Source organism: Promicromonospora sukumoe 327MFSha3.1, assembly GCF_000385135.1.
Classification (GTDB): Bacteria; Actinomycetota; Actinomycetes; order Actinomycetales; family Cellulomonadaceae; genus Promicromonospora; species Promicromonospora sukumoe_B.
In genome coordinates this window covers 291,159-304,903 of the sequence record NZ_ARQM01000011.1, presented here as the reverse complement: position 1 = coordinate 304,903, position 13,745 = coordinate 291,159, and the positions used below count along the sequence as shown (strand labels likewise).

Here is a 13,745-nt window from a genome sequence, read left to right as displayed (position 1 = left end):
ACATCGACCCGGGCGGCTCCCGCTGGGCGGCGTCCGCGCACCCGGCGCACGATGGGGAGATGGACGACAACGAGCAGAGCATCACGTCGATCACCGAGGACGAGTGCTGGGAGTTCCTCTCCATGCAGCCCATCGGGCGCCTCGGCACCGCCGTCGGCGGCGAGCCCGAGATCTTCCCGCTGAACTTCGCGGTCGCGGACCGGACCATCTACTTCCACACCATCCCGGGCACGAAGGTCGCGGAGGTGGCGATCAACGAGAAGGTCGCGTTCGAGGTCGACCAGTGGGGCCCGGAGATCGCCTACAGCGTCGTCGTGAAGGGCACCGCCGAGATCCTGGAGACCGACGCCGACATCGCGGCGGCCGAGTCGACCAACCTGATCAGCTACCTGGAGGAGACCCGGGACACGTGGGTGCGCATCACGCCCACCCACGTGACGGGCCGCCGCCTGCGGCGCTGACCCGCGGGGCTACTTCTTGGCCGCGGGCTTCTTGGCCGGGGCCTTCTTCGCGGGCGCCTTCTTGGCCGGCGCCTTCTTCGCGGGAGTGCGCTTCTTGGCCGGGCCCTGGGCACGCTTCTCGGCGAGCAGCTCGATGGCCCGCTCGGCCGTCACCGACTCCGGGGTGAGATCACGCGGCAGGGTGCGGTTGGTCTCGCCGTCGGTCACGTACGGGCCGAACCGCCCGTCCTTGACCGTGATCGGCTTGCCGCTGTTCGGGTCGTCGCCGAGCTCGCGCAGCGGCGGCGTCGCGGTGCGCCCGCGGCCCCGCTTGGGCTGCTTGTAGATCTCCAGCGCCTCCTCGAGGGTGACCGTGAACATGGCCTCCTCGCTCGGCAGGGTCCGCGAGTCCGTGCCCTTCTTGAGGTACGGGCCGTAGCGGCCGTTCTGCGCCGTGATCTCGTCGCCCGACTCCGGGTCGGTGCCGACGACGCGCGGCAGCGACATGAGCTTCAGGGCGTCCTCCAGGGTCACCGAGTCCAGGGACTGCGTCTTGAGCAGCGACGCCGTCTTCGGCTTGGGCAGCGCGGACAGCGCCCGCTTCTTCGCCGCGGCCGACAGGTCCGGGTCGAGGTCGGGCTCAGGCAGCTGCTCGGTGACGTACGGGCCGTAGCGGCCGTTCTTGGCCACGATCGGGTTGTGCGTCTCGGGGTGCTCGCCCAGCACACGGCCGTCGTCGGCACCCGCCGCGAGCAGCTCGCGCGCCTTGGCGACGGTCAGCTCGTCGGGCGCGACGTCGTCCGGCACCGAGGCACGGGGCGGGTTCTTGCCCTCCTCGACCTCGGCCGCGAGGTCCTCCAGGTAGGGGCCGTACCGGCCCACGCGCACCCGGATGCCCTCGCCGATGTCCACGGAGTTGATCGCCGCGGCGTCGATCTCGCCGAGGTTCTCGACCAGGGCGCGCAGCCCGCCGCCCTCGCTGTCCACGCCGAGCTCGTCGGACGTGCCGATGTTGCCCGGCACCTCGCCGAAGTAGAACTCGCGCAGCCACGCCACCCGCTCGCGGGAGCCGGCCGCGATCTGGTCGAGGTCCTCCTCCATCGTGGCGGTGAAGTCGTAGTCGACGAGCCGGTCGAAGTGCTCCTCCAGCAGGCGGATCACCGCGAACGCGAGCCACGTCGGCACCAGGGCCTGGCCGCGCGTGATCACGTAGCCGCGGTCCTGGATGGTCGAGATGGTCGCCGCGTAGGTGGACGGGCGGCCGATGCCGCGCTCCTCCAGCGCCTTGACCAGCGAGGCCTCCGTGTACCGGGCGGGCGGGGTGGTCGAGTGGCCGTCCGCGGCGAGGTCGGTGCCGGTCAGCGCGTCGCCCTCGGCCATCGTCGGCAAGCGCGTCTCCTTGGCCGCCGCCGCGGTGTCGGGCGCGTCGGTCTCGGCGTCCGCGCCCTCCTCGTACGCCGCGAGGAAGCCGCGGAACGAGATCACCGTGCCGGACGCCGAGAACACCGCCTCGTTGCCGTCCTGCGCGCCGCCGCTGATGGTCGCGCCGAGCCGCACGGACGCCGTCGAACCCTTGGCGTCGGCCATCTGCGAGGCCACCGTGCGCTTCCAGATCAGCTCGTACAGCCGGAACTGGTCGCCGCTCAGCTCGCCGGCGACCTGCGCCGGGGTGCGGAACGAGTCGCCCGCGGGGCGGATCGCCTCGTGCGCCTCCTGGGCGCCCTTGGCCTTGCTGGCGTAGAGCCGCGGCGCGCCCGGCACGTACTCCGCGCCGTACAGCTCGGCGGCCTGCCGCCGCGCCGCGTCCGTCGCCTCCTTGGAGAGCGACGGGCTGTCGGTACGCATGTAGGTGATGTAGCCGTTCTCGTACAGGCCCTGCGCGGTGCGCATCGCCTGCCGCGACGACATCCGCAGCTTGCGGCCCGCCTCCTGCTGCATCGTCGAGGTGGTGAACGGCGCGGCCGGACGGCGCGTGTACGGCTTGGTCTCCAGGCTCTTGACCGCGAAGTCGGCGGCCTCCAGCCCGGCGACGACGGCGCGGGCCGACGCCTCGTCGAGCTGCACGACGCCCGTGCGGACCTTGAGCCGGCCCCGGTCGTCGAAGTCCCGGCCGGACGCGACCTTCTGGCCCGCGAGCTGGGTGAGCCGCGCGCGGAAGGAGGGCTGGCCGGAGCCGGCGCCGTCGTCCGCGACCGCGAAGGTGCCCGCGACGTCCCAGTAGTCGGCCGAGACGAACGCCATGCGCTCGCGCTCCCGCTCGACCACCAGGCGCGTGGCCACCGACTGCACGCGGCCGGCCGACAGGCCCTGCCGCACCTTGCGCCACAGGACCGGCGAGACCTCGTAGCCGTACAGGCGGTCGAGGATGCGGCGGGTCTCCTGGGCGTCGACCAGGTCCTGGTCCAGCTCGCGCGTGTTCTCCAGCGCGCGGAGGATCGCGTCGCGGGTGATCTCGTGGAACACCATGCGCTTGACGGGGACCTTGGGCTTGAGCTCCTGGATCAGGTGCCAGGCGATGGCCTCGCCCTCGCGGTCCTCATCGGTCGCGAGGAAGAGCTCGTCGGCGTCCTTGAGGGCCTTCTTGAGCTCGGAGACCTTCTTCTTCTTGTCCGCGTGGACCACGTAGTAGGGGTCGAACCCGTTGTCGACGTCGACGGAGAACTTGCCGTACGGGCCCTTCTTCATCTCCGCGGGCAGGTCCTTGGGCTGCGGAAGGTCGCGAATGTGCCCCACGCTGGCTTCGACCTCGTAGCCGTCACCGAGATAGCTCTGGATCTTGCGAGCCTTCGTGGGCGACTCGACGATCACGAGCTTGCGTGCCTGGGACATCCGGTCCTGCCTGCTTCCTGCTGGGTCTGGGGGACGTGCGCCGGGTGGCGTTGGAGAGTTCACGGTACGCCAGGCGCGACGGATCGCACCCTATCCGGGCTCACAAGGCGCCGCCCGGCAGTTTCACATGACCGTGGTGATTTTCACTCGTGGCGTCAAGGACAAGGCGGCGATGCCACAGGGAGCCACACATCAGCGCCACGGTCTCTCCAACCGACTCCTCTACGGTGGGGCAATGACCGACCGCACCCTCCCGCCACCCGAGCTGTCGCAGCCCGCCGAGGGCCGTGCCATCGGCAGCGTCAGCAGCCCGATGCCAGGTCGGACGCCTGGTCAACGGCCCCGCCTGGGGCCGCGCGTGGCGGCCGCCGTCGTCGCCGTCCTGGGCATGTGGGGCATGTGGGCCACCTGGGACACCTTCGTCGCCTCCGGGCGCGGCCAGCACGCCGACCAGCTCGCGCTCGAGGGCGCTGCCACGGGGCAGGGCGTGCTGTGGGAGCTGGCCGAGCCGGTGCTCGGTGTGGTGTCCAACTCGTTCATCGGCCTGGGCCTCGCGGTCGCCGTCGTGCTCGCGCTGGCCCGCGGGCGCTGGTGGCTGGCGGCGCAGGTCGTGATCCTGGTGGCCGGCGCGAACCTCACCACGCAGGTGCTCAAGCACGTGGTGCTCGACCGGCCCGCGCTGCTCGACACCGCGCGCGCCGACATCAACACGCTGCCCAGCGGGCACACGACCGTCGCCGCCTCGATCGCCGCCGGGCTGCTCATCGCGGTGCCGCGGCGCTGGCGCCCGCTCGTCGCGCTGGCGGGTGCGGCCTACACGGCGGCGACCGGCGTCTCCACGCTGATCGGGCAGTGGCACCGGCCGTCCGACGTCGTCGCCGCGATCCTCGTGGTGCTCGCCTGGGGCGCCGGCGTCTGCGCGCTGAGCTCGCGGTCGTCCCTGGACGAGCCGCGCTTCGGCGCGGAGCCCGGGTCGTCGGGCGCGGCGGGCCTGCTGCTGCTCGGCGCCCTGGTCAGCGGCGCGCTCGGCGTCGGCGCGCTGGGCAGCGTGCGCGGCTACGGCTGGGCCCTGCCGATCGGCGGCGACCTCACCGCGTACATGGGCGGGGCGCTCGGCGTGGTGGCCGTGACCCTGGGCTCGTTCGCCCTGCTCCTCCTGGTCCGCCAGTCCACGGCCCGCCCCTGATCTCGGCCCGGCCCTGATCTTGGCCCGGCCCCGGCCCCGGTCCCAGCCCCGGCGAACGTGTCAGACGCTCAGGTCACCGGAGTGGTCTGAGCGTCTGACACGTCATGGGACGGGGGTCACGGGGTGGAGTAGCCGCCCGTGTACGAGCCCGAGCCCGAGTAGGACTCCACGACCCAGCGGTACGTGCCCGCCGTGCCGTTGTAGCTCACGCTCTCGTCGGGCGAGGACGTGATGCCCTGGGCCACGGTGACCCAGCTGCTGCCGCTCACCTTCTGCAGGAACAGGTCGAAGTCCGCGCCGGTCGGGCCGTCGAGGCAGCCCGTGATGGTGCCGGACGACGCCGAGAAGCCGCTGCTGCTCGGCTTGTACGTGTAGGCGCCGCTGCTCAGCGAACCGCTGAACGCCGTCTCCTGGCTCGCGCAGCCGGTCGGGGGCGTGGTGCCGCCGCCACCGGTGATCAGGGTGACGCCCGCGGCGCTGAGCGCCTCGTTCACCGGCTGGAAGTAGGTGGTACCACCCGAGGAGCAGTTGCCGTTACCGCCCGAGGTCATGCCCTGGGCCTGGGTGCCGGCCAGCAGCGAGCCGCCGGAGTCGCCCGGCTCGGCGCAGACGTTGGTGCGGATCAGGCCCGAGACGGTGCCCTCGGCGTAGGTGACCGAGGCGTTCAGCGCCTGGATGGTGCCGCAGTGCCAGCCGGTCGTGGAACCCGAGCGGCAGACGGTGGCGCCCACGGCGGCCGCCGTCGAGCCCGCGACGTTCACGGTGCCGCCGCTGTAGTTGTTGACGGCGCCCACGGGGGTGTCGTCCGTGCCGACGTTCACGTAGGCGTAGTCGTTGCCCGGGAACGAGGAGGTGCGGAAGGTGCCGCTGGGGCTGGTGGTCGCGTTGCCGACGTTGCCGCAGTGGCCCGCGGTGACGAACCCGCCGGTGGCCGAGAAGCCGACCGAGCAGCGCGAGCCGCCGATGTAGTAGGCGTTGCCGCCGATGACGTTGATGAACGTGCGGGGCATCTCCTTCACCTCGACGAGGGAGACCGTGCCGGCGGCGATACCGGCCCGCTCGACGGCGGCGGCGACGGCGGCCTTGGCCCCCTTGGCAACCTCCAGCACCACCGCGTTGGACTCGACGTCCACGTACGCACCGGCCACCTTGGCCTCGGGAGCCGCCTGGTACGCCTTCGTGGCCAGGCGGTCGAGCTGAGCCAGGGACCTGTCGACGGTGACGGCCGTGGCGCCGGCGGCCCGGACCTCGGCAGCCCCGGCCTTGTCGGTGACCGCGACGTACAGCTCGGTGCCGCTCACCCAGGCGCCCGCGTAGCCCTTGTCGAGGGACTTCGCGATGGCGTGCTGCTTGTCGGACAGGGCCTCGTCGGTCTTGAGACGGGCCACGGCCTGGGAGGTGGTCAGGCCGAGGTCGCGCTCCATGGCGTCGACCATGCCCGGGGCGTAGCTGGACACCTCGGGCTTGTCGGCTCCGGCAGCAGCGGTTGCGGTCGCAGCGGTGATGCTGCCGGCGAGAAGCGTCGCCGCGGCTGTGGCCACGGTGATCGCCTTGAAGGATGTGCGTCTCATGTCCAGCGACTCCTTGTCGTCGGGGCAATGAATTCACCCAGTGCGACAGAGCGTAAGGTCGCGTTCAGGTAACTCCCAGATACCGTTTTGGACATATCGACGCAATATGCGGACATGCCGCAGAGCGGGTAGGGACTTCCCCTACCCGCCCCGCGGCCCGACGGCGGTGGCGCTCAGCACCCTCGCGTCAGCGCCTCGGCTGGTTCAGCTCATGCTGCTTCAGTTCGTCAGGAGCGACACACCGGCCGCGCTCAGCGCCTCGCCCACCGGCTGGAAGAAGGTCTGGCCGCCGGAGGAGCAGTTGCCGCTGCCGCCGGAGGTCATGCCCTGGGCCTGCGAGCCGGCGAGCAGCGAGCCGCCCGAGTCGCCCGGCTCGGCGCAGACGTCGGTCTGGATGAGGCCGGAGACGCTGCCCTCGGCGTAGTTCACCGTGGCGTTGAGCGCCTCGATGGTGCCGCAGTGCCAGCCGGTCGTGGAGCCCGAGCGGCAGACGCTGGCGCCGACGGCGGCCGGCGTCGAACCCTCGACGGCCACGGTGCCGCCGTTCCAGTCGTCGACGACGCCCACCGGGGTGTCGGAGTCGACCGAGACGTAGCTGTAGTCGCTGCCCGGGAACTCCGAGACCTCGAAGGTGCCGTTCGGCTCGCTCGCCGAGGAGCCGACCGAGCCGCAGTGGCCGGCCGAGACGAAGCCGCCGGTGACGGCGAACCCGACGGAGCAGCGCGCGCTGCCGTCGATGAAGTACGCCTCGCCGCCGATCACGTCGGCGAAGGTACGGGGCCGCTCGGTGGCCTGCGTCAGCGAGACGACGCCGGCCGGCACACCGGCCTCGGCGACGTCGGCCCGGACGTCGGCCGCGGCGCCCTTGACCACGTCGATGACGATCTCGTTGGTCTCCACGTCCACGTGGTACGAGGTCACGTCGGACGAGGACAGCGCGCCGTCCAGGTCCGCCGTCCAGGCGTCGAGCGCCTTGAGCGAGTTGTCCACGGTCACGGGAGTGGCCCCGGCCGCGCGGACGTCGGCGGCCTGCGCGGCGTCGGTGACGGCGACGTGCAGCGCGTCCGACCCCTCGACCCAGGCTCCGGCGTAGGAGGCGCCGAGCGACTTCTCCAGGCTCTGCTGCGTGTCGGCCAGGAGCTCCTGCGCCTCGATCTGGGCCACGGCGTCCGCCGTGCTCAGGCCGAGGTCGCGCTCCATGGCGGCGACGAGGCCCGGCGTGTAGCCGGAGGTCGCGGCCTCGACGTCGGACGGTGCGGCGGCGACGGCGCTGATGGTGCCGGCAAAGAGGCCCACGGTGGCTGTTGCCACGGCGACGCCCCGGAGGGAAGTACGTCTCATCTCCAGCGACTCCTTGGGTCGATGAGGGTGAAGTTCCACCCCCGGGTGATTTTTCACCCGCACCGCCACAGTAGGAGGAGCTGGACTTCACGCCCAGATCACACTCAGGTCATACATATTTCCTATGGAGGGCAAACCACGTAAGTGCCCACCCACTCCCCCAGGCACGACGTGTCAGACGTACAGGTCACAGGAGTGACCGGTACGTCTGACACGAAGGGTGGGTCAGCCGAGCATCCCGTACATCGCCAGCCACTGCTCGTACTGCGGGCTGCGGCGCACCGCGTCGCGGTGCGCGCGGTGGGCCGCGCCCTCGACGGCCTCCAGGTCCACGCGCAGGTCGGCGTCATGCCGCCAGCCCAGGTAGTGGGTACGGCGCAAGGGCGCCCCGGCCAGGGGGACGGCGGCCACGCCCGGCGGGTCCGGCTGGCCGGGCTCCACGAGCGCGACGGCGCGCCCCGCGCGCACCTGGTCGACGGCGGTGGTCCACTCGGCCTCGCCCATGCCACGGGGCGTGAACCCCGCGCGCACGCACGCCGAGACGAAGCACTCCTCGAGGCAGCCGTGCGAGGGCACGCGGAGCCACTGCTCCTCGGCCAGCTCCGCCAGCGACACCTCGGGCTTGCCCGCATACGGGTGGTGCTCGTCGATGAGCACGAACATCGGGTCGGTGCAGACCCGGGTCCACGAGACCTCGACGGCCGCCGGGGGCGAGACGTCGGAGCACATGCCGACCAGCCCGACGTCGATGGTGCCGCGGGCGAGGCGCGCCGCGACGTCGTCGGGCAGGTGGGGCATGGCCGTGGTGACCTGCGCACCGGGCATGCCGATGTGCAGCTGGTTGACGAACAGCCCGCCCAGTCCGGTGCCGGTGATGCCGACCCGGACGGTCTCGCCGTGGGCGACGTCGCCGTTGACGAGGCGCTCGGCGTCGTCGGCCAGGGCGGCCATGGCGGGGAGAAGCACGCGAGCGTGCCTGAGTACCAGCTCGCCGAGCTCGGTCGGTCGCGCACCGAACCGGTCGCGGACGAAGACGTTCCCGCCCAGGGACCGGTCGATGCGGTTGAGCTGCGCGGTCAACGCCGGCTGCGCGATGCCGAGGGCAGCGGCCGCCTTCGTGACGCTGCCCGACTCGGCAACCGCGACGACCATCCTCAAGTGCCGCATGTCGAGTTCCACAGGGTGGAAAATATCTGTCATAGCCCCATATGTCTCGGGCATCGACAAAATTTATCGGTCTGCGCGAAAGACCGTTACGTCCCGGTAACGGCCTCCGCGGGCCCGCGAGGCCGCCGGAGCGGCCCTGCCGGGTCTCGCGGGACGCCTCACCACGGACGCCGGTCAGCCCTCCAGGAAACCGTCCCGGACCAGGCCGCGGACGGCGGGGAGCAGCTCCGCCGCCAGCGCGTCCGCGGGCACCTCGAACAGCGAGGCGATGGCGCCCACGATCTGCCCGACGGTCAGGTCGCCGTCGCACGCGCCGACGAGCGCCGCGAGCGGCGTCGACGCGTGCACGCCCCTGCCCAGCCCGTCCCCCTGCCGCAGCACGACGACGTTCGGGTCCGCCGCGCCGGGCGTCAGGTAGCGCTCCTCGGTGACGTCGGCGGCGGTCACCAGGTGCGCCGCGGCGAGAGCGTCGTCGTCCCGGGTGGCGAGCCAGTCGTGCCCGGCGAGGCTGCGGGCGATGTGCGCGCCGAGCGGCTGCCGCACCGACCCGGTGTGCTCCTCGAGGCGGCGCAGCGTCGGGGCACCCGACGCGGGGCGGCGCAGGGTGACGATCCCGAAGCCGACCGCCTCGACGTCCCGGGACGCGAAGTCGTCCAGCCAGGCGCCGTACGCCGCGGCCCACGCGTCCGGCTCGCGGTCGGGCGTGGTGCCGCCGTCGCGGATCCAGGTCTCGGCGTACTCGGCGGGGTCGAGCACCTCGCGCTGGATGATCCAGCCGTCCAGGCCCGCCTCGTCGAGCCAGCGGCCCACGCGCTCGGTCCACGGCTCACCACGCCGGTGCTCCCAGTTCGCCAGGAGCTGGGCCGTGCCGCCCGGCGCGAGCACGCCGCCGACGCCAAGGACCAGGTCCCGCACCAGGTCGTCGCCCGCCCGGCCGCCGTCGCGGTACTCGTAGTCGCCGAGCGCGTCGGCGACGGCGCGGCCCGCCGCGCCGGCGTGCGGCGTGATGACGAACGGCGGGTTGGAGACCACGAGGTCGAACCGCTCCCCCGCGACCGGCTCCAGCATGGACCCGTGCCGCAGGTCCAGCTCCGCGCCGTCGGGCAGGTTCAGCGCCGCGTTGAACCCCGCGAACGACAGCGCGCGGTGCGAGATGTCGGTGCCCACCACGTGCTGGGCGTGCCGGGCCGCGTGGAGGGCCTGGATGCCGCAGCCGGTGCCGAGGTCGAGCACCCGGCCGACCCGGTTGCGCACCGTGACCTGGGCGAGCGTCAGCGACGCGCCGCCGGCCCCGAGCACGTGGTCGGTCGCCAGGCGTCCGCCCGTCGCCAGCTCGCCCAGGTCGCTGGCGAGCCACCAGCGGGCGTCGCCGACGGCGTCGACCGACGAGTAGGGCCGCAGGTCGACGACGGCGCGCACGGCGTCGTCGTCCTCCGTGCCCTGGGCGGCGACGAGGCCGAGGCGCTCCGCGCCCGCGGTCCCGGTGCCGGGCAGCGCGCGGTCCAGCGCCCCGCGCGGCACGGGCTCGCCCAGCAGGAACAGGGTGGCGAGCGTGGCGCGCGGGTCACGGTCCGCGGCCGGCTTGCCCGCCACCGCCGCGGCAAGGGCCCGGCGCGCCGGCAGGGCCTGCTCCCGGTGCAGCGCGGCCGCGGCCAGCGGGCCGAGCACGTCCTCGACGCCGTCGACGTCGTAGGCGGAAGAGACCAGGTCGTCCCGGAGGGACGCGACGAGGGCGGGATCGGTCACAGGAGGGTGCACGGGCACCATCCTGACCTGACTACCGGGTGCAGTTCGAGTTGACGTAGAGGCCGATGGTCTTGGTCGCCTCGAGCATCGCGTTGGTGTCGAGCTCCTTCTGCGCGCCGCCGACCGCCGAGGAGATCGCGGGGCCGTCGTTGGCCTTCACCTTCTCGATGTTGTTGGCCACCGTGGAGTAGTAGGTGAAGGCGACCGCCCACTCCTGCGAGATCTCCTCGGGCGGCGTGACGCCGTCCAGCGCGTTGCGCGCGTTGATGAAGCCCTTGCGCAGGGTGTCGGGCTGGTCCTCGACCATCGCCGACTGGGCGTTGGCGGCCTGCGTCCAGGCCATCTGCGTCTGCGCGCACGACGCGGCGTCCGCCGTCGAGCCCGAGCCACCGGCGCCGCCGGAGAAGGTGTCCATGCCCCAGCCCGCGCCCAGGCCCAGGCCCGCGGAGACGACGCCGGCCAGGACGAGCACGAGCGGGCGGTCCAGGAACTTGGGCAGGCCGCGGCGCAGGGTCTTCCTGATCTTGCGCTGCTGCGCCGTGCTGGGCGTGGGGATGCGGCTCCGGGGGCCCTTGCCGGCCTTCGACGAGCCGGCCTTCGACGAGCCGGACCGGCCCGGGCCGGAGGGTTCGCCGGCCCCCGCCGGGACGGCGGCGTCGGCGCCGGAGATGCTCGGCAGACCGGGCAGCGCACCGTCGTCGGGCAGCGGCTCCTGCGGGGCCTCGTCGGCCGCCTGGCCCGCGATCAGCGGGAAGCCGCCCGCGGGGGTCGGCGCGAGGTCTTCCTTGGGCGCGCCCTTGGCGCCGGACCGCGCGCCCTTGCCCTTGCCGCGCGACTTGCCGGCCTTGCCGCTCTTGCCGCCGGCGTTCTTGCCCCGGCCCCGGGTCGTCGCGGGCTCGGCCGCGGCCACGGAGCCCCACGGGTTGGCGTCGGCCTCGGGCTCGGCGTCGCCCTCGTCGTCGGCGACGGCGGGCGCCGGGACGGGTCCCCAGGGGGATCCGGCGGCGTCCTCGGCCGGGGCCGGCTCAGCCGGCGCCGCAGCGCCTGCCGCGGCGCCCCACGGGCTGGGCGCGGCGTTGTCCTTGGCGTCCTGGGCGAGCCCCTCGGCCCACTCGAGCGCGCTCGCGCCCGGTGCGGCCTCGCCCGACGCGAGGCTCTCCGCCCAGGTGAGCGCATTGCTCGCGGGGGGACCACCAGCGCGGGCAGCAGCACGCCCACCTCGCGAGCCCTTGCGCCGTGTCGCACTCATAGCCGCGCACTTTACCCGCAGAACCGGGGAAGACAGGAGGGGCAATCGTGTGATAGCTGACGAACTGTGGGTGAAGTGCTACCCGTTCAGGTAGGCGATGCTCGCCCAGAACACCACGACGACGACGGCCACGACCCAGACGGCGAGCGTGAGCAGTCCCCAGTTGCGCGCGCGGCGGGACGCCTTGCGTGCCTTGGCGTGCTGTCCGGTCTTCCACAGGGTGTTGACGCGCATGGAGTTCACCAGCGCGATGATTCCCGTCGGCGGGAATCCGAACAGGGTGACCAGAACGGTGAACACGAGATACGTCGGCGGCGGGTACTGCAGCTGCGCGGGGTAGGTGTGGACGTTGACGTTCACGGGCGCACGGGAGCGGCCCGAGCTCCCGGGCTGCGCTGCCGAGTTACTCATGAAATGTCCCCCCTCACCGATATAGAGGGAGAACTTAGTGCAATTTCGGCGATTTGTTGAATGCCCAGGTCAGCCCGGGATCTTGCGCAGCACCTCGCGATAGAAATGCACTCCCCGGCTCAGGGAATCGACGCTCAGCCGCTCTCCGGCGCCGTGCGACGACTGTCGCTGCTCGCGGCTCATGACGAACGGCCGGAACCGGTAGACGTGGTCGCTGATGGGGGTGAACCGGCGCGCGTCGGACGCTGCCGGCGCCACGTGCGGCACCACCAGGGCGTCCGGGTACGCGGCCCCGATCGACTCGCTCAGGAGCGCGAACTGCTGGCTGTCGGTGGGCGAGACCTCGCTGGGCTCGTCGCTCTCCACGACCTCGATCTCGACCCGCTTGTCCGCGATGACGCGGCGCAGCCGCGCGACGGTCCGCTCCACGGTGTCGCCGGGGGCCACGCGGACGTCGAGGCGGGCCCGGGCCGTCGCGGCCGCGACGTTCGCGCCGGGGCTGCCCTCCAGCTCGGTGACCGCCACGGTGGTACGGACGATCGCGGTCGCCTCCGGGCCGGCGCCCGCCAGCATCCAGGCCGCGAGCTTGCGGAACGGCCCGGCGGCCACCTTGGCGACCAGCCGGAGCATCGTGCCCCGGAAGCCGGTCCCGCGCGGGGCCACGGCGGCGAGCATCTCGACGGTCGGCGGGCTGACGCGGGCCGCGAACCGGTGCCGGCCCGCACGCGTCACGGCGCGGGCCAGACGCGTGGTCGCGGTCCAGCGGCCGGGGGTCGCGGCGTGACCGCCGACGTCGGTGGTGTAGAGGTTGATCCCGATCAGGCCGCGCTCCGCGACGCCCACCAGGGCGGTCTGCCGGTCGACGCCGGGAAAGACGTCGGTCCCGACGAACCCGCCCTCGTCGACCACGAGCCACGGGCGCACCCCGAGCTCGTACAGCCGGCGGACGGCGATCTGGGCGGACTCCCCCACCGTCTCCTCGTCCGCGCCGAAGAAGAGCCAGATGTCGCGCTCGGGCACGAAGCCCTCGCCGAGCAGCGTCTCCACGGCGTCGAGCACCGCGACGAGCGCGCCCTTGTCGTCGAGCGTGCCGCGGCCGTGCACCACGCCCTCGCGGATCTCGCCCGAGAACGGGTTGCCGCCGGGCCAGTCCATGACCCGGACCGGCGCCACGTCCTGGTGCGCCACGAGCACCACGGGGTAGGGGTGCAGCACGTCCTGGCGACCCCGGCCGGGCCAGCGGTAGAGCAGGCCGTGCTCGCCCGCCGGCTCGCTCTGCAGGGCGTGCACGCGCGGGTAGAAGGTCGCCAGCGCGGCGCGGTGCCGGGCGAACGACTCGTGGTCGAGGAGCTGCGGGTCCCACGCGGACACCGTCGGGATCTGCACGAGCGAGGAGAGGTGCCCGGCGGCGATGTGCCCGGCCGACGTGTGCCGGTCGGCGTACGGCTCCGACGCGGTGAACGGCGACGAGCCCGGCCGCGTGGAGAGCACGGCGTCCGGCGCGGCGGGCTGCTCGGCGACGGGCTCCGGCTTCGGCCGGGACTCCGGCTTGGGCTGCGGCTGCGGCTGCGCCTGGGGCTTCCCGGCCGGCTTGCGCTCGGGTGCGGCGGCGGTCTCACGCTCGGCCGGGGCCTGCTGGGCCGCCGCCCTCGCGATCATTTCGGCCGTGACCTGAGGAATGGCCTCGGTCGGGTCGATGTCGGCACTCACGGGACCTTCTCCTGCTCCGGGCCTCCCACGACGGGACCCCTGCGTCGGGGCTCCCGACCACGCCCGCGGACCACGGGGCGTTCGGGAGCACAACA

General features: G+C 73.0%; 10 protein-coding genes. 2 read left to right on the top strand and 8 right to left on the bottom strand.

Annotated elements, in window-relative coordinates:
- Positions 1 to 59: 59 nt before the first annotated feature.
- Positions 60 to 461, top strand: a complete 402-nt coding sequence (locus tag H291_RS0115100) for a pyridoxamine 5'-phosphate oxidase family protein (RefSeq protein ID WP_020015844.1) — start codon at positions 60 to 62, stop codon at positions 459 to 461.
- 9 nt (positions 462 to 470) lie between these two features.
- Here H291_RS0115100 and topA read toward each other — a convergent pair whose 3' ends face one another.
- Positions 471 to 3,269, bottom strand: coding sequence for a type I DNA topoisomerase (topA, locus tag H291_RS0115095; protein WP_020015843.1), 2,799 nt, complete (start codon positions 3,267 to 3,269; stop codon positions 471 to 473).
- 235 nt (positions 3,270 to 3,504) lie between these two features.
- On the opposite strand from topA, the gene H291_RS0115090 reads away from it, so the two are divergent.
- A complete protein-coding gene (locus H291_RS0115090; RefSeq protein ID WP_232216082.1) occupies positions 3,505 to 4,455 on the top strand; it encodes a phosphatase PAP2 family protein in 951 nt (316 codons plus the stop codon).
- A gap of 116 nt (positions 4,456 to 4,571) precedes the next feature.
- Here H291_RS0115090 and H291_RS0115085 read toward each other — a convergent pair whose 3' ends face one another.
- The 7 genes from H291_RS0115085 to H291_RS0115055 all read right to left on the bottom strand — a co-directional run bounded on the left by H291_RS0115085 (position 4,572) and on the right by H291_RS0115055 (position 13,650).
- Positions 4,572 to 6,026 carry a S1 family peptidase gene (locus tag H291_RS0115085; protein WP_020015841.1) on the bottom strand — a complete coding sequence of 485 codons (1,455 nt, stop codon included), beginning with the start codon at positions 6,024 to 6,026 and terminating at the stop codon, positions 4,572 to 4,574.
- A 219-nt stretch (positions 6,027 to 6,245) separates the two neighbouring features.
- Positions 6,246 to 7,367, bottom strand: coding sequence for a S1 family peptidase (locus H291_RS0115080; protein WP_026365780.1), 1,122 nt, complete (start codon positions 7,365 to 7,367; stop codon positions 6,246 to 6,248).
- A gap of 225 nt (positions 7,368 to 7,592) precedes the next feature.
- A complete protein-coding gene (locus H291_RS0115075) occupies positions 7,593 to 8,534 on the bottom strand; it encodes a LysR family transcriptional regulator (protein WP_232216081.1) in 942 nt (313 codons plus the stop codon).
- A gap of 174 nt (positions 8,535 to 8,708) precedes the next feature.
- Entirely contained in the window at positions 8,709 to 10,301 is a 1,593-nt protein-coding gene (locus H291_RS0115070; RefSeq protein WP_026365778.1) for a DUF7059 domain-containing protein, read from the bottom strand.
- A gap of 10 nt (positions 10,302 to 10,311) precedes the next feature.
- On the bottom strand, positions 10,312 to 11,529 hold the full coding sequence (locus H291_RS0115065; protein WP_026365777.1) for a hypothetical protein: 1,218 nt from the start codon (positions 11,527 to 11,529) through the stop codon (positions 10,312 to 10,314).
- A gap of 78 nt (positions 11,530 to 11,607) precedes the next feature.
- Entirely contained in the window at positions 11,608 to 11,940 is a 333-nt protein-coding gene (locus H291_RS30290) for a CD225/dispanin family protein (protein ID WP_084468152.1), read from the bottom strand.
- 69 nt (positions 11,941 to 12,009) lie between these two features.
- Positions 12,010 to 13,650 (bottom strand): M20/M25/M40 family metallo-hydrolase, encoded by a 1,641-nt coding sequence (locus H291_RS0115055; protein ID WP_157237065.1) that lies wholly within the window; start codon positions 13,648 to 13,650, stop codon positions 12,010 to 12,012.
- Positions 13,651 to 13,745: the final 95 nt, after the last annotated feature.